Genomic DNA, 16,241 nt, shown 5'->3' with positions numbered 1-16,241 from the left:
AAGCTGCCCGCAGCTCAGGTGCGGTAGTCGACAAGAACCGCCGACAGCGAGGAGCCGCGGTCGGATGTGCTGGTGCCGCCATTGGCGTTGTAGGTAGTCGAAGAAGAGGCGGAGCTGGAGAGCGAAGACTGCAGCAACTGCAGGAACTGCTGCAGCAACTCGGCAGTAGTCGTGTCCGACGAGCCGCTCGTGCTGCCGCTCGATGATGAGCTGGTGGATGATGAGTTGTTGGCGCTCGTGGTGCTGCCGTCATCGCTTGCGGGAGGCGGCCCGCCGGCACCGTTGCCGAAGGCCGCCTTGAACACGCCTTTCAGTTCGCTCGCCTGATCGCTGGTCAGCTTGCCCGAGGACACTTTGTTCTGGATCAGATCGTCGATCTTAGTCTGCAGATCTCCCGGAGAGGATGTGGTCGATCCGCTCTGGCTGCTGCCCGCCTGCAGCTCGGAATCGATGTCCTTCAGCGCCGAAGACAGCGCCGAGGCATCCGACGAGCTGACGGTGCCGTCCGCGACTTCGGACTGCAATTCCGCCTCGAGCTTTTGCAGAGGCGATTGGTACGCGGTGCTGGAAAGCGAAGAGATCGTGGTCATGGGCGGCTCCAATTTCTCAGCTAAAGCGCGATGAGATTGAGTTGTATCGTCATCGCGCTTTAGCTCTTTGATTGAGCATGATCTTTTCGGAAAACCGCTACACACTTTTCCGGATCACGCTCTAGGACGCGCCGACCCTGAATTAACCATATTAACGCGGCCTTGTCGCATGTTGCCGGCTGTTGCGGCGGCCCCGGCAGAAACGTTTAGAAACAAAAAACTTTCCCCAAACCGGCCGAATCACCGACAAAAGTGAGTATGGTCAGCCTATCGCCCAACATTCTCGTCGTTGAAGACGACCGCGAAACGCGCGCGCTGATTGCGAAGTATCTGCGCACCAATGCCTGCAACGTCACCACTGCCGCCGACGGCCGGGAGATGGCACGCGCCATGACCGACCATCGCGTCGACCTTCTGATCCTCGACGTGATGCTGCCGGGCGAGGACGGGCTGAGCCTCTGCCGCAAGGTGCGCGCGGAATCGACCGTGCCCATCATCATGCTGACCGCGCGCGGCGAGGACGTCGACCGCATCGTCGGGCTCGAGATGGGCGCCGACGACTACATGCCGAAGCCGTTCAATCCGCGCGAACTCCTCGCACGCATCAAGGCCGTGCTGCGCCGTCAGGCGGCGGCCCGCAACGCCTACGCCGTCGAAGGCGCAACCGCTCTGTCGTTTCAGGGCTGGCATATCGATTTCCGCCTCCGCGAATTGCGCAATCCGGCGGGCGCGCGGGTGGCGATGACCAGCGCCGAATTCGACCTGCTGCGCACCTTTTGCGAGCGGCCGGGCCGCGTGCTTTCGCGGGACAGCCTGCTCGATCTGACGCAGGGCCGCAGCGCAGGCTCGTTCGAGCGCAGCATCGACGTGCTGGTCAGCCGCATCCGCCGCAAGATAGAGCCGGATCCGCAGGAGGCGACGCTGATCAAGACCGTGCGGTCCGGGGGCTACATCTTCACGCCCCGGGTCGAAGCGGTCGCATCAGCTTCGAACCTCTGACATGACGCCGTTCGGGTTTCTGAATCTCAGGGCCATCGGCGGACAGCTCGCAGCGCTGGTGATCGTTTCGATCCTCGTGCTGCACCTGATCATTACCGCGATCTTCCTCGCGCATCGGCTGGACGACTCCCACCCTCAGCCCTGGCACCTGCACAGTCGGTTCGCGGCGGCGGCCCAATTGCTCGGCGCCGCTCCGACATCGGAGCGGCCACGTCTGCTCGCAGATGTCGAGCGGGCGTTTCCGCAACTCTCCTTCGAAAAATTGGCGCCCGCCTCGGTGCCCGCAACAAGCCGAGCCGAAGATCGCGCGCTGCATCACCTGCTGCATCTGCCGACGGAGTATCGCGTCGTCAGGCTGTCGACCGGCAACGATTCGCAAAGACTCGCCGTCGTCCTGCCCGACGGTGAGGCCGTCGCAGCAACTGTTCCGCAGGCGATGCGACCCGGACCGTTCTGGGGCAGCCCGCTGATGAACACGCTGATGTTTGCGGTCATCTGCGTCACCCTGCTCGGCCTGTGGGCGGCACGGGCGCTGGCGAGGCCGCTGTCCTCCTTCGCCAAAGCCGCCGAGAGCTTCAGCCTGGATGGCACTTCCGCGGCCCTCCCCGAACGCGGGCCCGAGGAAATCCGCGCCGTAGCCAAGGCGCTGAACCGAATGCGACAGCGGATCACCGGATTGATCGACGATCGCACCCGGATGCTGGCGGCGATCAGCCATGATTTGCGCACGCCGCTCACGCGGATGCGCCTGCGCACCGAATTCATCGAGGACGATATCAGCCGCGGCCGCATGCAGGCTGATCTTGACCAGATGCTGTCGATGCTGGAGTCCGTGCTCTCGTTCCTGCGCAACGACCGCAGGCTCGAATCGTTTACGCTGGTCGATGTCGCAAGCACGCTGCAGCTCGTGAGCGATCAATTCTCCGACATGGGCCGTCGCGTGAGCTATGTCGGCCCCGATCATGCGATGGCGATGGGGCGACCGGACGATTTGCGTCGCGGGGTCACCAATCTCGTCGAAAACGCGGTGCGGTTCGGCGCCGAGGTTACGATCAGCCTGACGCTGTGTGCCGACAGCATGACCATCGATGTCGCCGACGACGGTCCGGGCATTTCCGACGCCAACAAGGCCTCGATGCTGGAACCCTTCGTGCGCGGCGATGACGCTCGCAACATGGATGATGAATGCACGGGCTTCGGGCTCGGCTTATCGATCGCGCGCGCCATCGCGCTCGCCCATGGCGGCGAACTGTCGTTACACGACCGCGCACCGCAGGGCCTCGTCGTGCGCATGCAGATCCCCTTGCGCGCCATTCCCTCGCGCGCGCAAGGCAAGCGCAACGTGGCGTAATCGCGCTTTCCGCTTAGGCCGCGAGCGGCCGCTTGTGGGTGCCGGCGTCTTCGAAAAAGGCGATCGCCTCGAAACGGTAGTCGCACGCGCGACAATGCCAGAGATAGATGGTGCGATCCGCTTCTTCCTCGACCCAGTCAGGAGCGGCAATCGGCTGGCCGCATTGGGCGCAAGGATTTTGCTTGGGCAAGTAACGAAGGCCTGAGCGGGTCATGGCACTTCCTCCCTTCGGGGCGTTTCTTGTTTTGCAAGCAATGGGGCAAGATCGCTGTCGGAAATCATCCAGCAGATCGCCGTGGATTGTTCCCAACAGCCCTGTGGACATCTCAAATAGCAATGCAGGGTCGTCGCGACAAGTGTCCTTGCAAAGCCCAATGTGAGAAGAGTTCAACGAAGTTCCAGATCGCGCCGGATCGGGCTCGCGTGTCCCGCGGCGGCCTCGGCTTGCGATGGCGCGATCAATTCGCCTCCGGATCGATCGCCGGCTCGCGCGTATGCGTGGCGCCCGCTTTGCGCAGGTGGATGGTGGCGATGTCGTCCGAATAAATATTTTGCCAACCGTCCATATGGTCAAGCAGTTTTGTCGCCGCGCTCTGCGTGCGCATGAGCGTGGCCTGAATGTCGTACTGATCGAGCAGACGGAACAGATTATCTGGTTCCATCAATCCTGACGCCGCGTTGTGATCGACGAAGAATTTTTCGCCATAGAGCTCGGTGCGGCCATCAATGAACGTTCGAACACCGCGATAGATCAGATAGCCGCCGAAATCGTAGTCGTTGAACACGCGCGCCAGGTTAAGCTTCTTCAGTTCGGTCACCGCGGCAACCGGCGCGCCGCGCATGTTCGGTTCGAAGCGATGCACCGCGGCGTAGGCAAAGGTCCCCGCAGCCATCACAAGTGCAAGAGCTGCGATCAGAGTGCCGCGCGGAAATGCCGCGGCTGCGTCCCGAGCCCCGGCACCGCCAATCTGCCTCGCCAGCGGGGCCGCGAGGATGAGCGGCGCAACCAGCGCCAGGATTTCGGCCGCCCGCCCTTGCGCGAGCGCCATGTGCAACAATCCGAGCAGGATGACGATGCGCATCGGCGGCAGCGTCACGCCCCGATAAAGCGCAAGGCCGATGCCGAGCAAGAGACAAAGCTCCAACGGGCCGAGATGGCCGAAATCGGCCGGCTTCCACTCCATGATCAGCGGAAGCGCGCTGCCGAGCGCCAGAATCTTCTGCGAGGCGAGCAGCGAATTCCAGCCATAGGGCGTGCAGCAAGCGGCGAGGAGCGCCCCCAATCCGAACATGGCCCAGCGCAAGAGGAGCCATCTGCGTTCGGTCTTCGCCGCGCTCACGAGCGCATCGAGCGCAATCGGGGCGACGATCATCAGGCCGAACACGAAGCCGCCATGCAGGTTGGCCCATAACGCCATCAGCGGCAGCAGCCAAAACGACGGCGGTTCGTGACGGTCAGCGGCCGCGACCAGTCCGGCGATCCACGCCACCATCACCGGCATCGCCAGCACATGCGGCCGCGCAAACAGATGCGGCGCCGTGAGCGCCAGCGCGGCGGCGACAAACACCAGCGTCGTGCTGTCGCTCAAATCCCGGCTCAGCGATCGCGCAAACAGCGCAAACGTCACCGCGATCGCGAAGGCGGCAACGACCACGGGCCCGGTCCAGCCGGCAAGCGCGAAGGCCTTGGCGTAGATCACTTGCGCCAGCCACTGGGTCGAAATCCAGGGCTCGCCGCGCATCGTGAAGGAATACACGTCGACCTGCGGCACGGCGCGGTGATCGATGATCCACTGCCCGATCGTGACCTGCCACAGCGTATCGGGGTCGATCAGCAGCCGATTTCCGGCGACCACGAACAGCGCGTAAATGGAAAGCAATACCCATAGCGGCAACGGCCCGCGTAAGCCGCGGGCGCCCTCATCGGCATGGGAGACTGAAATCGTCATGAGCGGGCTGGTTGACGCGCTGTTTCCGCCGCGATCGAAGCATGCGAGGCATAATTCCGGGTAAACCGGGTCTGCAGATTTGGGCCATGATCTCGCGATCCTGCCCGGTTTTTGCCACATCCTTGCCCTGCTGCCGGGGAACAGGGTAGGCAAAAGGTTAAGACGCGCCCAACGCCATACCTGACGAGCCCATCCCGCATGAAACGTGCACTTCCGCTGAGCTCCCTCGCAGTCGCCGCTGTGCTCGCGGCCCCCGCGATCGCGCAAGCCGGACAACCCGAATATGCCGCCATGGTCGCCGCCCATGCGCAAGCCGAGGGCGTGCCGGAAGTGCTGGTCCACCGGGTGATCATGCGCGAGAGCCGTTATCAGCCGCAGCTCGTCGGGCGCGGCGGCACCATCGGACTGATGCAGATCAAGCTCGCAACGGCCCGCAGCATGGGCTACACCGGCGACGCTGCAGGCCTGCGCGACCCCGAAACCAATCTCACCTATGCGGTCAAATATCTCGCCGGCGCCTATCGCGCGGCGAATGGCGACCATGCCCGTGCCATCCGTTACTATGCGGCCGGCTATTACGGTGCCGCCAAGCAGCAGCGGCCTCACGCCCCGCTGCAGCTTATTGCGCCGCAATATCGGGTCGCCGCCAGCGTGATCGATGCGCGCGCCCAAGTTTCGCGCCACAGGCAGCGTTGACACGCCCGCGCATCCGCTTACATTAGCCGCGTTCCGAGGGGAGCTCCGAGGAGGAGCTGAGAAACCGCACGCTTGAGGCCAGGCTTCCGAGCAACAGGGCCGAAAGACCGCGGTGACCCTTTGAACCTGATCCGGGTCATGCCGGCGAAGGGACAGGGATGCAGCAGACCAAAATACCGCGGACGGAATCGTCCGTCTCCATCATCGGCGCAGGCATTGCCGGCGCCTGGCAGGCGCTCTTGTTTGCCCAGGCCGGGCACGACGTCACGCTGCACGAACGCAGCGACGCGAGCCTGATGCTCTCCACCAGCCACTGGGCCGGCGGCATGCTCGCCCCCTATTGCGAGGCCGAGGTCGCCGAGCCCATCATCAGTCGCTTGGGCCTGCGCGCGCTCGACCTGTGGCGGCGCGAATTGCCCGACACGCCCTTCAACGGTTCGCTGGTGGTGGCGCATCCGCGCGATCGCAGCGACTTCGAACGCTTTGCCAGGCTGACTGAGGGCCATCGGCGGCTGGATGCGAAAGGCCTCGGCGAGCTCGAGCCCTCGCTCGACGGCCGCTTCCGCGAAGGCCTGTTCTTTCCCGCCGAAGGCCATGTCGAACCGCGCCGCGTGCTACCCAAGCTGCATGAGCGCATCATCGCCGCCGGCGGCACCATCAAATTCAACAGCGACGTTTCCGCCGACGAGGTCGACGGCATCGTGATCGACTGCCGCGGATTAGCCGCGCGTGACGAGCAGGGCGAGCTGCGCGGCGTCAAGGGCGAATTGATCCTGATCGAAACGGATGAAGTGACGCTGTCGCGCCCGGTGCGGCTGATCCATCCGCGCTGGCCGCTTTACGTGATCCCGCGCGAGGATCACCTGTTCATGCTGGGCGCGACCTCGATCGAGGCGGAAGATACCGGCGTCAGCGTGCGTTCGGCGCTGGAGCTGTTGAGCGCCGCCTATACGGTGCATCCGGCTTTTGGCGAGGCGCGCATCATCGAATTCGGCTCGGGCTTGAGGCCGGCATTTCCGGATAATCTGCCGCGCATCACCATCGGCCGCAACAACCGCATTCAGGTGAACGGACTTTACCGTCACGGATTCCTGATCGCGCCGGCGCTGGCCGAACTGACGCTGAGCTTTGTCGAGCGTGGCCAGATCGACAATGAGGTGATGCGATGCGCGTGATCGTCAATGGTGAGCAACGCGAGATCGCATCCGACAGCGTCGCCGCCCTGCTCCGCGAACTGGACTACGAAGGCACGCATTTTGCAATCGCGCTGAACTACGATGTGGTGCCGAAGAGCCGCTGGTCGGAAACGCCGCTCAACGCCGGCGATGAGATCGAGATCATCACGCCGCGGCAGGGAGGGTGATGAATGCTGGCAGCTGCCTTGCTCGTCATTCCGGGGCGCGTGCGAACTCGGGTTTACCCGAGTTCGGATAATAAGACCAAGTCGGCAACAGCCGATTTGGAAGACGCGAACCCGGAATCTCGCGCTACAGCCTCGAGATTCCGGATCGGGCCGCGTGCCGCGCAGCCCGTCCGGAATGACGGAGAAACCTGAGATGTCACTAAGTTTCTACGGCCGCGAATTTTCGTCACGTCTCCTGATCGGCAGCGCGCTCTATCCGTCGCCTTCCATCATGCAGAGCGCGATCCGCAGCTCGGGGGCTGAGATCGTGACGGTGTCGCTGCGGCGGGAATCCGCCGGCGGCAAGACCGGCGATTCGTTCTGGAAGCTGATCCGCGAGCTCGACGTGACCGTGCTGCCGAATACCGCCGGCTGCCGCACCGTGCGCGAGGCCGTGACCACGGCCAAGCTCGCGCGCGAATTGTTCGGGACCTCCTGGATCAAGCTGGAGGTGATCGCCGACAACGACACGCTGCAGCCCGACGTGGTCGGCCTGGTCGAGGCGGCGACCATCCTGATCAAGGATGGCTTTGATGTCTTCCCCTACTGCACCGAGGACCTTTCGGTGGCGACGAGCCTGGTCGATGCCGGGTGCAAAGTCGTGATGCCCTGGGCGGCGCCGATCGGCAGCGCCAAAGGCATCATCAACCGCGACGCCTTGAGGCTGCTGCGCGATCGCCTGCCCGATATTACGCTGGTGGTCGATGCGGGCTTGGGCGCGCCCTCGCATGCGGCGCAGGCGCTCGAACTCGGTTACGACGCGGTGCTGCTCAACACCGCGATCGCCAAAGCCAAAGATCCCGTTGCCATGGCCAGCGCCTTCCGCCTGGGCGTCGAAGCCGGCCGCACGGCCTATGAGGCCGGGCTGATGGACGCGCGCGACTTCGCCTCCCCCTCCACTCCAGTCGTTGGGACCCCGTTCTGGCATGCCGTATCCTGATCGCTTCTATCCCGTGGTCGACAGCGTCGCATGGGTCGCGCGGCTGGCCAGGCTCGGCGTCGGCACGGTGCAGCTCCGCGCGAAAAACCTCGGCGATGCCGATGCGCTCGCCATTGTGCGCGAGGCCCTCGCGGTGACGAAGGGCACGGGCACAAAACTCGTGGTCAATGATTACTGGCGCGCGGCCATTGATGCGAATGCGACGCATCTACATTTGGGGCAGGAAGATCTGGCAGACGCCGATCTCAAGGCGATCCGCGATGCGGGGCTGACGCTCGGCATCTCCACCCATGATGATGAAGAGCTCGCCACTGCGCTGCGCGCCAAGCCGGATTACGTGGCGCTCGGCCCGATCTTCTTCACAACCTTGAAGTCGATGCGCTTTGCGCCGCAGGGCATTCCAAAGATCACCGAATGGAAGCGGCGCGTCGGCTCCATCCCGCTGGTCGCGATCGGCGGCATCAAGCTCGAGCACGCCGCCGAGATCTTTGCCGCAGGCGCCGATTCCATCGCCGTCGTTTCAGACGTCACCCAGAACGCCGACCCGGACGCGCGCGTGCGCGCCTGGCTCGCGCAAACGATGGAGACGGCGTGATGCGTATTTTCAACAGCGTCATTCCGGGGCGATGCGCAGCATCGAACCCGGAATCTCGCACCACAACGTCGAGGTTCCGGATCGGCCCGCGTGCCGCGGCCCGTCCGGAACGACGCGATTAAGAAGGAGGAATCCATGAACATCCGCCCCAATCCGGACACCACCGTGCCCGCCGTAACCACCGGACCACTGCCCTCCTCGCGCAAGATCTTTGCAACGCCCGATGCCGCGCCTGATCTGCGTGTCCCGCTGCGGGAGATCATCCTCTCGGAAGGTGCCGGCGAGCCGAACCTGCCGGTCTATGACACCTCGGGTCCCTATACCGATCCGAACGTCACCATCGACGTCAATGCCGGCCTGCCGCGCACGCGCCAGGCCTGGGTGCTCGAGCGTGGCGGCGTCGAGGAATATCAGGGTCGCATCATCAAGCCGGAGGACAACGGCAATGTCTCCGCCGATAAGGCGGCGCGCGCCTTCTCCGCCTATCACAGGCCGCTGCGCGGCTTCGACGGCCACAAGGTGACCCAGCTCGAGTACGCCCGCGCCGGCATCATCACCAAGGAGATGATCTATGTGGCCGAGCGCGAGAATCTCGGCCGCAAGAAGCAGCTCGAGCGTGCGGAAGCGGCGCTCGCCGATGGCGAGAGCTTCGGCGCCGCGGTGCCGGCCTTCATCACGCCGGAGTTCGTGCGCAGCGAGATCGCCCGGGGACGGGCGATCATTCCGTCCAACATCAATCACGCCGAACTCGAGCCGATGATCATCGGCCGCAACTTCCTCACCAAGATCAACGCCAATATCGGCAACTCGGCGGTGACCTCCTCGGTCGAGGAAGAGGTCGACAAGATGGTGTGGGCGATCCGCTGGGGCGCCGATACCGTGATGGATCTCTCCACCGGCCGCAACATCCACACCACGCGCGAATGGATCCTGCGCAACTCGCCGGTGCCGATCGGCACGGTGCCAATTTACCAGGCACTGGAGAAGGTGAACGGCGATCCGGTCAAGCTCGACTGGGAGGTCTACAAGGATACGCTCATCGAGCAATGCGAACAGGGCGTCGACTATTTCACCATCCATGCCGGCGTGCGCCTGCCCTACATCCATCTCACCGCCAACCGCGTCACCGGCATCGTCTCGCGCGGCGGCTCGATCATGGCCAAGTGGTGCCTCGCCCATCACAAGGAGAGCTTCCTTTACACGCATTTCGAGGACATCTGCGATCTCATGCGCAAGTATGACGTCTCGTTCTCGCTCGGCGACGGCCTGCGTCCGGGCTCGATCGCCGACGCCAACGACCGCGCGCAATTCGCGGAGCTGGAGACGCTGGGCGAGCTGACAAAGATCGCCTGGGACAAAGGCTGCCAGGTCATGATCGAAGGCCCGGGCCACATCCCGATGCACAAGATCAAGATCAACATGGATAAGCAGCTCAAGGAATGCGGCGAGGCGCCGTTCTATACGCTGGGGCCGCTGACCACCGACATCGCGCCGGGCTATGACCACATCACCTCCGGGATTGGTGCGGCCATGATCGGCTGGTTCGGCTGCGCCATGCTCTGCTACGTCACGCCGAAGGAGCATCTGGGGCTGCCCGACCGCAACGACGTCAAGACCGGGGTCATCACCTACAAGATCGCGGCGCACGCCGCCGATCTCGCCAAGGGCCACCCCGCCGCGCAACTGCGCGACGACGCCCTGTCGCGGGCGCGCTTCGACTTCCGCTGGGTCGATCAGTTCAACCTCGGCCTCGATCCCGATACGGCCCGCCTCTTCCACGACGAGACGCTGCCGAAGGAGGCCCACAAGGTCGCGCATTTCTGCTCGATGTGCGGTCCGAAATTCTGCTCGATGAAGATCACGCAGGATGTGCGCGATTATGCGGCGACGCTGAACGATCCGGCGGCGGTCGGCATGTCGATGAGCGGCGTGATCGAAGACGGCATGGCCAAGATGAGCGAGAAGTTCAAGGAGATGGGCAGCAATGTCTATCTCGATGCGGAGAAGGTGAAGGAGAGCAATCGGGCGTTGTGAGGGGTGGCGAACAACTCGACCGCCCGACTTCCTGATCAGCTTCAGGACAATCTTCGATTGGTCTTCGTGGGCACGGCGGCGAGCCGAAGGTCAGCCGCCGTGGGCCACTACTACGCGCATCCCGGCAATCGCTTCTGGCGGACCATCCATGAGGTAGGCCTCACGCCACGGCTGTATGAGCCGCGCGAGTTTCCGTCCCTGTTGAACCTGGGTTTTGGGTTCACCGATCTTTGCAAATCGGGTGCTGGGATGGATCACGAGATTGTCGAGCATCCGATCGACGTTGCGGCCTTTCGCACCAAGATGGAGAGGTTTCGGCCGCGGACGATTGCATTCACGAGCAAGAAGGCAGCGAGTTACTTTTACGCGAGGCCAACACAAGTGATTGTCCTTGGGCGCCAACGTCCGGAGCCGGACTTCCCCGAGATATTCGTGCTGTCGTCACCGTCCGGCGCTGCCTCGGGGCATTGGACGGTCGAGCCTTGGCGCGAACTCGCGGATTGGATCAGGGTGGGTTGAGCAGCGCGAAACCGACCGCGGTCGCGCCCACATCGAGGTGGCGCTGGGCTACGCTTGCGCTGGCCCACCCCACGATCCTTTGCGTCCCCCTACTTCAACGTAATCGCAAGCCCACTCAAATCGGCGTTCGCCATCAGCCCGACCTGCTGGCCGGACAATTCCAGCACCGCGCCTTTCTGGTTGGTCAGCACGATCGCGCGGGCGCCGGCGCCAACGGCTAGGCCTGCGCCCGCCGCGCCATAGACGCCGGCGACGTCGGAGGGGCTGTTGATGTTGCGCACGCGGCCGCGCAGGATCGTCTTCGAGCCGCCGAACACCAGGCCGTAGTCCAACCCGCCGGTCGTGAGCGGGTATTTGCGGCCGTGGAAATTCAGCACGCCGTGGCCGCCGGACCCGCCGATGATCCATCCCCCCTTGTAGATGACGAGCGAGACGGTGCCCTCGTCGGCGTGAGCGGTGGAGAGGCCGGCGAACGCTGCGAGCGCGAAGAGCGCACCACGGATGGCGGATGAAATTGTCATGGGCACAATCTCCGGAAAGACGTTGCGAGCGGATGGAACGGAGCAGATCGAATCAGGCCGGTCGAATCTAGCCGATGGCCGGGGCCGACAAAATGCATTCCCGCGGCTGGCCTAAACCGCCCGAACGGCGCAATATCTCCGCCTCGCGCCCGTGCCGCGCGTTTCGCCCCGTGATCCGCGGGCGGCGAGTTCGTGCAAGCCAAGCGTCGGAGGTTTCCATGTCCAAGATCCAGCATTTCCCTGCCCCGCCCGGCATCAAGGCCCCGCCGCTCTCCTTCGCCACCCGCGTCGGCGACCTGCTTTTCATCTCCGGCATTCCCGGCTTTGACGAGCACGGCGCGCTGCCGGATACCTTCGAGGCGCAATTCGGCAATGTCGCGAAGAACATCAGGCGCGTGCTGGATGAGGCCGGCGCGACGTTTCGCGATCTCGTCAAGGTCAATGTGCTCCTGACCCGCGCGTCCGATGTTGCGGCGATGAATGCGCTCTATGCCGGCGCGTTCGGGCCTGCGCCCTACCCCGCCCGCACCACCTGCGTGGTGCACGCGCTGCCCGACCCTAAAATGCTCATCGAGATCGAAGGCTTGGCATCACTTGTGAAATGAGTGACCAGAATGCTGACACTCTACTCCTATCCCCCGCTGTTCGGCGTAGCCGACAACAACGGCTACGGCTTGAAGGTCTTTGCCTTCCTCAAGCTGGCGGGCGTACCCTTCCGGCACGAACACATTTTTGACGCCTCGAACGCGCCGCGCAGCCAGCTTCCCTATATCGTCGACGGCGGCGATATCGTGGGCGACAGCGACACCATTCTCGCCTTCGTCACGGAAAAATACGGTGTGACGATCGATGCCGCGCTGACGCCGGCACAGCGCACGACCAATCTGCTGGTCACCCGTTTGCTCGACGATCTCTACTGGGTGATGTCATATTCGCGCTGGAAGGACGAACGCTATTGGCCCGCCTTTCGCGACGCGCTCAAGCGCGAGCACCCGAGCCTGACGGAGGAAGGCCTCGCCAAGGCGCAGGCGTTCAACGCGCAGCGCTATTACTATCAGGGCATCGGCCGTTACGAGCCCGATGCCGCCATGGCGCGCGGCCTCGCCGATCTCGCGGCGCTGGCCGAACTGATCCCGCAGCAGGCCTATCTGCACGGCGCAAAACCGACCAGCATCGATGCCAGCATCTACGGTTTCATCGCCAACATCTATTTCTATGACATCGATACGCCGCTGAAGCAGTTCGTCACTGCGCACGACAATATCGTCCGGCACTGCCGCGCGATCCATGCCGCAGTGCGTCGTTGACATGCTGCCGGCCGTGCTGAGATCTGCAAGAAGGCTGGCGGCCGAGGTCAATCGCCCCTGTAGTTTCCGCGATGCATCAGCGTCTCCTGCGCCGCGATCAGTTCGAGAAAAGCCTGCTCAGTGCCGCCGACATCGGATGCACCGACTTGGCGGCGCGGCGGAAGGCGCGACGGATATCGGTCACCGCGAGCTGCTTGCCGAGCGGCAGGTCCAGCAATTTGCGGGCGCGCTCCTCGGCTGTGAGCGTCTTCGGTGCGGCGCGGCGCATGCCGAACCGCGGCGCCGTCAACGCTTGCAGGACATCGATGATGATACACAGCCGCCGTTTGGCGCCGAGGCTGACGCTGTCGTCGGCGGCGCCCTGCGCGGCGTTGCGCAGGATCGGAATCGCCTGCGTTGCAGCCTGCCTTAAGATCACGTCGGGACTGCGGCCGGCGATCTCGACCCCAAGCCGAGCCGCTTCCGGCCAATCGATATTCGTCGCCGAAAGCAGGCGTTCCAGCGACATTCTCCAGGATTTGAACTCTTCAAGCATGACACTGCCACGGTGCCACAAGAAGGTGAATGCATGCCATTTTCGACCATTCAAATTTGAACTAGCTTACCGGCCAAACTGAAAAACCGGGAGGAAACCGCATGCCGCTTCTCGAAAATCATCTCGCTGTCGTCACCGGCGCCGCATCGGGCATCGGCCGCGCCATCGCCACCGGCTTCGCCCGCGAGGGCGCGCGCGTGGTGCTGCTGGACATCAACGAACAGGGTGCCGCGAAAGCCGCCAGGGAGATCCGCGAGGCCGGCGGCAAGGCAGACAGTTTCGGCCTTGACGTGACGCGACGTGAGGACTGCGTCGCGGTGGCGAAGACGATCGCCGACCGGATCGGGCAGGTCTCCGTGCTCGTCAACAATGCCGGCATCAATCGCCGCAACGCGTTCACCGCCGAAGCGGACGCCGTGATCAAGGATTGGCAGGACATCATGGCTATCAATCTGAACGGCGTGTTCAACGTGACGCATGCGTTCCTCGAGCCGCTGCGTGCCAGCAAGGGCCGCATCGTCAACATCGCCTCGATCCAGTCGTTCGTGCATGTGCGCACGCCGAGTTCGCCGGCCTATACAGCCTCAAAGCATGGCGTGCTCGGTTTTACGCGTGCACTCGCCGCCGAGCTCGGCAAGCACGGCGTGCGGGTGAATGCGATCGGCCCCGGCCTTATCGAGACGCCGCTCAACGAGCATGTGCGTAACACCAATCCGCAGCTCGTGCAGATCTTCCTCGATCACACGCCGCTCGGGCGCGCAGGCAAACCGGAGGACGTGGTGGGGCCGGCGATCTTTCTCGCCTCGGACCTGTCGTCCTATGTCACCGGATCGATCGTGATGGCGGATGGCGGCTATCGCTCGATTTGAGCCGCCGCCTCACGCCGCGCGGCGCAGGCGGGCTCGCAGCCAGGCGCCGCACATCACCGCAAGCGCGATTGCGCCGACCCAGCCGCTCGCGAGTTCGATCGCGCGCAGCACGAAGGCAGTCAGCACAGCCCAGGATGACTGCGCCTCTTCGGCGTAGCCGACAGGCACCACATCCGGAACGACGATGCGCGCCGCAACGAAGGCCGTCGCACAGACACCAGCGGCGAGCCAGAACATTTTCCATCCCGCGCGCATCGCCTCGCTCCTTCCGCTTGCTCTATGGATGACATGGGCGGCGATGCTGTCGATTGATGTTGATCAATCCCGCAAAACGGCGGCGCCGCAATTGATGCTCCGCGCGCACGTCTGCTAAGAATCACCATTTCAAACGTGGAGGAGTGGCGCGTGGCGGACAATTCGGCCCCTCGGCAAGGACGACAGGGTCCGCCCGGACCGCGTGGCAAGCCCGGCGAGCCGGGACGCGCCGGCCCGCAAGGCCATCCCGGACGGCGCGGCCCCGACGGCGCGCGCGGCAAGCCAGGGCCGCAGGGCAAACCGGGGCCACAAGGCAAGCCGGGTCCGCAAGGCAAAGCGGGCGAAGCGGGTCCGCGCGGCGAGCCTGGGCCGCAAGGCAAACCTGGTCCGCAAGGAGCGCCCGGTCCACGCGGCGAGCCCGGACCGCCCGGTCAGTTGCCGTCGATCGAGCAGGTGATGCCGTGGCTGCATCTGATCTTCGACGCCTGGGAAGACTATCGGAAAAAACGCGAGCGGGAAGCCGCCGAACGCGAGGAACTCGAAGCGCAGGAGCGCGAAGCCATGCGCGTGTTCGAGAGCGTGGACATGCTCGACGAGCACCATAACGACGATGCGGATCCCGATGGGAATCGCAAGAAGAAGAAAAAGAAGAAGTATAAGAACAAGCGCAAGGACAAATAGGCGCACGGCCTGTTCTTCGTGAGGCTTCTCTCAGCCATCTGCTCCTTCATTTCCGGGGCGGTCCGAAAGGACCGAACGGGAAGCTCGAGATTCCTCGGTGCGCAATTGCCCACCTGAGGTCTGATCCTTTCGGACCATTCCGGAATGACGGTGCGACTGGCCGGCACCTTCGATCAATGCGCTCTCATCCGACGATGTGGCCGTCATCACGGTTGCGGCGCGCATTTCGAAGCTGATGAAATGCTCGGCGAGCCATCTACGGCACGGCCACGAATGTGAAGCCATCGCGCCGGAGCAGTTGCTGCAACGAGGTGAGGCGAGAACACCTGGTCAGCCGAAGCGCAGCCGCGAGCGCTCCTTTGCCTTCTCCGCCTCGATCGTGCGATCGCGTGGCGGCGCCTGCGTATGCAGCGAGCTCAATAGCCGCCGTGCCGCGTCGGAAACCTCCTCGACCGCGCGGTCGAACGCGGCCTGGTTGGCCTGTGACGGCTTGTTGAAGCCGGAGAGCTTGCGCACGAACTGCAGCGCGGAGGCGCGGATTTCGTCCTCACTCGCCGGCGGCTCGAAGTTGAACAGCGTTTTGATGTTGCGGCACATGATTGACCTCGCTGGCGCTGAATATGGCCATGTCGGGCTTAACTTTGAGGAACGTTCGAGCTCGCCAAAAGGCTACATCGTGCAGGGCTTTTGGCCTAGAATGGTACCATTCACTTTCCGCGGCAGTCCAGGGAGCGGAGTGTTTCGATGCCTCGCGTGACCTACAAGATCGTGGAACATGACGGCGGCTGGGCCTACACCGTCAACGGCGCATTCTCGGAAAGCTTTGCGAGCCGCGCCGAAGCGCTCGCCGCCGCCAAACGCGCCGCCGCCGAGCAGCGTACGCCGGGGCGGACCGAGGTGATTGAGTATGAGACGCCGGACGGCAGGTGGCACACCGAAACCGCCGTGGGGAGTGATCGCCCCGAGACCGATGTCGAGGACAAGCGTTAGCGGCATCG

General features: G+C 63.9%; 21 protein-coding genes and 1 riboswitch. Of the genes, 14 read left to right on the top strand and 7 right to left on the bottom strand.

Going from position 1 to position 16,241, the window contains the following annotated elements; all coding sequences use genetic code 11:
- Nucleotides 1-14: 14 nt before the first annotated feature.
- A complete protein-coding gene (locus F758_RS0128565; RefSeq protein ID WP_024511098.1) occupies nt 15-590 on the bottom strand; it encodes a hypothetical protein in 576 nt (191 codons plus the stop codon).
- 258 nt (nt 591-848) lie between these two features.
- On the opposite strand from F758_RS0128565, the gene F758_RS0128560 reads away from it, so the two are divergent.
- Nucleotides 849-1,589, top strand: coding sequence for a response regulator (locus tag F758_RS0128560; protein ID WP_024511097.1), 741 nt, complete (start codon nt 849-851; stop codon nt 1,587-1,589).
- A 1-nt stretch (nt 1,590) separates the two neighbouring features.
- Nucleotides 1,591-2,940 (top strand): ATP-binding protein, encoded by a 1,350-nt coding sequence (locus F758_RS0128555; protein WP_024511096.1) that lies wholly within the window; start codon nt 1,591-1,593, stop codon nt 2,938-2,940.
- A gap of 13 nt (nt 2,941-2,953) precedes the next feature.
- Here F758_RS0128555 and F758_RS0128550 read toward each other — a convergent pair whose 3' ends face one another.
- The gene (locus F758_RS0128550) at nt 2,954-3,154 is read right to left on the bottom strand and encodes a hypothetical protein (protein WP_024511095.1); all 201 of its coding nucleotides are present in this window, start codon (nt 3,152-3,154) and stop codon (nt 2,954-2,956) included.
- 244 nt (nt 3,155-3,398) lie between these two features.
- The gene (locus tag F758_RS0128545) at nt 3,399-4,889 is read right to left on the bottom strand and encodes a MerC domain-containing protein (RefSeq protein ID WP_024511094.1); all 1,491 of its coding nucleotides are present in this window, start codon (nt 4,887-4,889) and stop codon (nt 3,399-3,401) included.
- 198 nt (nt 4,890-5,087) lie between these two features.
- Between F758_RS0128545 and F758_RS0128540 the strand changes: the two genes are divergently transcribed.
- From F758_RS0128540 to F758_RS0128510, 7 genes are all read left to right on the top strand, one after another.
- Nucleotides 5,088-5,585, top strand: coding sequence for a lytic transglycosylase domain-containing protein (locus F758_RS0128540; protein ID WP_024511093.1), 498 nt, complete (start codon nt 5,088-5,090; stop codon nt 5,583-5,585).
- A gap of 26 nt (nt 5,586-5,611) precedes the next feature.
- Nucleotides 5,612-5,756, top strand: a riboswitch (TPP riboswitch).
- Nucleotides 5,744-6,760 (top strand): FAD-dependent oxidoreductase, encoded by a 1,017-nt coding sequence (locus F758_RS0128535; RefSeq protein ID WP_024511092.1) that lies wholly within the window; start codon nt 5,744-5,746, stop codon nt 6,758-6,760. Its footprint overlaps the riboswitch before it by 13 nt.
- On the top strand, nt 6,751-6,948 hold the full coding sequence (thiS, locus tag F758_RS0128530; RefSeq protein WP_024511091.1) for a sulfur carrier protein ThiS: 198 nt from the start codon (nt 6,751-6,753) through the stop codon (nt 6,946-6,948). The genes F758_RS0128535 and thiS overlap by 10 nt, the downstream gene beginning before the upstream one ends.
- 193 nt (nt 6,949-7,141) lie before the next feature.
- Nucleotides 7,142-7,927, top strand: a complete 786-nt coding sequence (locus tag F758_RS0128525; RefSeq protein ID WP_024511090.1) for a thiazole synthase — start codon at nt 7,142-7,144, stop codon at nt 7,925-7,927.
- Entirely contained in the window at nt 7,914-8,522 is a 609-nt protein-coding gene (locus F758_RS0128520; protein WP_024511089.1) for a thiamine phosphate synthase, read from the top strand. The genes F758_RS0128525 and F758_RS0128520 overlap by 14 nt, the downstream gene beginning before the upstream one ends.
- A gap of 135 nt (nt 8,523-8,657) precedes the next feature.
- On the top strand, nt 8,658-10,556 hold the full coding sequence (gene thiC / locus F758_RS0128515) for a phosphomethylpyrimidine synthase ThiC (RefSeq protein WP_024511088.1): 1,899 nt from the start codon (nt 8,658-8,660) through the stop codon (nt 10,554-10,556).
- A gap of 3 nt (nt 10,557-10,559) precedes the next feature.
- Complete coding sequence (locus F758_RS0128510; protein ID WP_024511087.1) at nt 10,560-11,075, top strand: mismatch-specific DNA-glycosylase; 516 nt, start codon at nt 10,560-10,562, stop codon at nt 11,073-11,075.
- Nucleotides 11,076-11,164: 89 nt separating this feature from the next.
- Here F758_RS0128510 and F758_RS0128505 read toward each other — a convergent pair whose 3' ends face one another.
- Nucleotides 11,165-11,596 carry a hypothetical protein gene (locus F758_RS0128505; RefSeq protein WP_024511086.1) on the bottom strand — a complete coding sequence of 144 codons (432 nt, stop codon included), beginning with the start codon at nt 11,594-11,596 and terminating at the stop codon, nt 11,165-11,167.
- 218 nt (nt 11,597-11,814) lie between these two features.
- Between F758_RS0128505 and F758_RS0128500 the strand changes: the two genes are divergently transcribed.
- The gene (locus F758_RS0128500) at nt 11,815-12,201 is read left to right on the top strand and encodes a RidA family protein (protein ID WP_035723382.1); all 387 of its coding nucleotides are present in this window, start codon (nt 11,815-11,817) and stop codon (nt 12,199-12,201) included.
- Between the two features lie 9 nt (nt 12,202-12,210).
- Nucleotides 12,211-12,903, top strand: a complete 693-nt coding sequence (locus F758_RS0128495) for a glutathione S-transferase family protein (protein WP_024511084.1) — start codon at nt 12,211-12,213, stop codon at nt 12,901-12,903.
- A 97-nt stretch (nt 12,904-13,000) separates the two neighbouring features.
- Here the strand turns inward: F758_RS0128495 and F758_RS44685 are convergent, their stop codons facing one another.
- Nucleotides 13,001-13,438 (bottom strand): J domain-containing protein, encoded by a 438-nt coding sequence (locus tag F758_RS44685; RefSeq protein WP_349543457.1) that lies wholly within the window; start codon nt 13,436-13,438, stop codon nt 13,001-13,003.
- A 101-nt stretch (nt 13,439-13,539) separates the two neighbouring features.
- On the opposite strand from F758_RS44685, the gene F758_RS0128485 reads away from it, so the two are divergent.
- The gene (locus F758_RS0128485) at nt 13,540-14,307 is read left to right on the top strand and encodes an SDR family NAD(P)-dependent oxidoreductase (RefSeq protein WP_024511083.1); all 768 of its coding nucleotides are present in this window, start codon (nt 13,540-13,542) and stop codon (nt 14,305-14,307) included.
- 9 nt (nt 14,308-14,316) lie between these two features.
- Here F758_RS0128485 and F758_RS0128480 read toward each other — a convergent pair whose 3' ends face one another.
- Nucleotides 14,317-14,562, bottom strand: a complete 246-nt coding sequence (locus tag F758_RS0128480; RefSeq protein WP_024511082.1) for a hypothetical protein — start codon at nt 14,560-14,562, stop codon at nt 14,317-14,319.
- Nucleotides 14,563-14,712: 150 nt separating this feature from the next.
- Between F758_RS0128480 and F758_RS0128470 the strand changes: the two genes are divergently transcribed.
- Nucleotides 14,713-15,243: a collagen-like protein gene (locus tag F758_RS0128470; RefSeq protein WP_024511081.1), complete on the top strand. Its 531-nt coding sequence runs from the start codon at nt 14,713-14,715 to the stop codon at nt 15,241-15,243.
- Nucleotides 15,244-15,573: 330 nt separating this feature from the next.
- On the opposite strand, the gene F758_RS0128465 is transcribed toward F758_RS0128470, so the two are convergent.
- On the bottom strand, nt 15,574-15,840 hold the full coding sequence (locus tag F758_RS0128465; protein WP_024511080.1) for a DUF2277 domain-containing protein: 267 nt from the start codon (nt 15,838-15,840) through the stop codon (nt 15,574-15,576).
- Between the two features lie 147 nt (nt 15,841-15,987).
- Here F758_RS0128465 and F758_RS0128460 point away from each other — a divergent pair, with 147 nt between their 5' ends.
- Nucleotides 15,988-16,233 carry a DUF2188 domain-containing protein gene (locus F758_RS0128460; RefSeq protein WP_024511079.1) on the top strand — a complete coding sequence of 82 codons (246 nt, stop codon included), beginning with the start codon at nt 15,988-15,990 and terminating at the stop codon, nt 16,231-16,233.
- Nucleotides 16,234-16,241: the final 8 nt, after the last annotated feature.

It is taken from the genome of Bradyrhizobium sp. ARR65 (assembly GCF_000472385.1).
Taxonomy (GTDB): Bacteria; Pseudomonadota; Alphaproteobacteria; order Rhizobiales; family Xanthobacteraceae; genus Bradyrhizobium.
This window is presented reverse-complemented; position numbering and strand designations above follow the sequence as displayed.

Bases quoted from the DNA above. Each gene is read 5' to 3' on its own strand.
- F758_RS0128565 (WP_024511098.1), bottom strand. From the start codon at position 590: ATGACCACGATCTCTTCGCTTTCCAGCACCGCGTACCAATCGCCTCTG.
- F758_RS0128480 (WP_024511082.1), bottom strand. From the start codon at position 14,562: ATGCGCGCGGGATGGAAAATGTTCTGGCTCGCCGCTGGTGTCTGTGCG.
- F758_RS0128465 (WP_024511080.1), bottom strand. From the start codon at position 15,840: ATGTGCCGCAACATCAAAACGCTGTTCAACTTCGAGCCGCCGGCGAGT.
- F758_RS0128520 (WP_024511089.1), top strand. From the start codon at position 7,914: ATGCCGTATCCTGATCGCTTCTATCCCGTGGTCGACAGCGTCGCATGG.
- F758_RS0128525 (WP_024511090.1), top strand. From the start codon at position 7,142: ATGTCACTAAGTTTCTACGGCCGCGAATTTTCGTCACGTCTCCTGATC.
- F758_RS0128555 (WP_024511096.1), top strand. From the start codon at position 1,591: ATGACGCCGTTCGGGTTTCTGAATCTCAGGGCCATCGGCGGACAGCTC.
- F758_RS0128560 (WP_024511097.1), top strand. From the start codon at position 849: ATGGTCAGCCTATCGCCCAACATTCTCGTCGTTGAAGACGACCGCGAA.
- F758_RS44685 (WP_349543457.1), bottom strand. From the start codon at position 13,438: ATGCTTGAAGAGTTCAAATCCTGGAGAATGTCGCTGGAACGCCTGCTT.
- F758_RS0128495 (WP_024511084.1), top strand. From the start codon at position 12,211: ATGCTGACACTCTACTCCTATCCCCCGCTGTTCGGCGTAGCCGACAAC.
- F758_RS0128545 (WP_024511094.1), bottom strand. From the start codon at position 4,889: ATGACGATTTCAGTCTCCCATGCCGATGAGGGCGCCCGCGGCTTACGC.
- F758_RS0128460 (WP_024511079.1), top strand. From the start codon at position 15,988: ATGCCTCGCGTGACCTACAAGATCGTGGAACATGACGGCGGCTGGGCC.
- F758_RS0128505 (WP_024511086.1), bottom strand. From the start codon at position 11,596: ATGACAATTTCATCCGCCATCCGTGGTGCGCTCTTCGCGCTCGCAGCG.
- F758_RS0128500 (WP_035723382.1), top strand. From the start codon at position 11,815: ATGTCCAAGATCCAGCATTTCCCTGCCCCGCCCGGCATCAAGGCCCCG.
- F758_RS0128535 (WP_024511092.1), top strand. From the start codon at position 5,744: ATGCAGCAGACCAAAATACCGCGGACGGAATCGTCCGTCTCCATCATC.
- F758_RS0128540 (WP_024511093.1), top strand. From the start codon at position 5,088: ATGAAACGTGCACTTCCGCTGAGCTCCCTCGCAGTCGCCGCTGTGCTC.
- F758_RS0128485 (WP_024511083.1), top strand. From the start codon at position 13,540: ATGCCGCTTCTCGAAAATCATCTCGCTGTCGTCACCGGCGCCGCATCG.
- F758_RS0128550 (WP_024511095.1), bottom strand. From the start codon at position 3,154: ATGACCCGCTCAGGCCTTCGTTACTTGCCCAAGCAAAATCCTTGCGCC.
- thiS (WP_024511091.1), top strand. From the start codon at position 6,751: ATGCGCGTGATCGTCAATGGTGAGCAACGCGAGATCGCATCCGACAGC.
- thiC (WP_024511088.1), top strand. From the start codon at position 8,658: ATGAACATCCGCCCCAATCCGGACACCACCGTGCCCGCCGTAACCACC.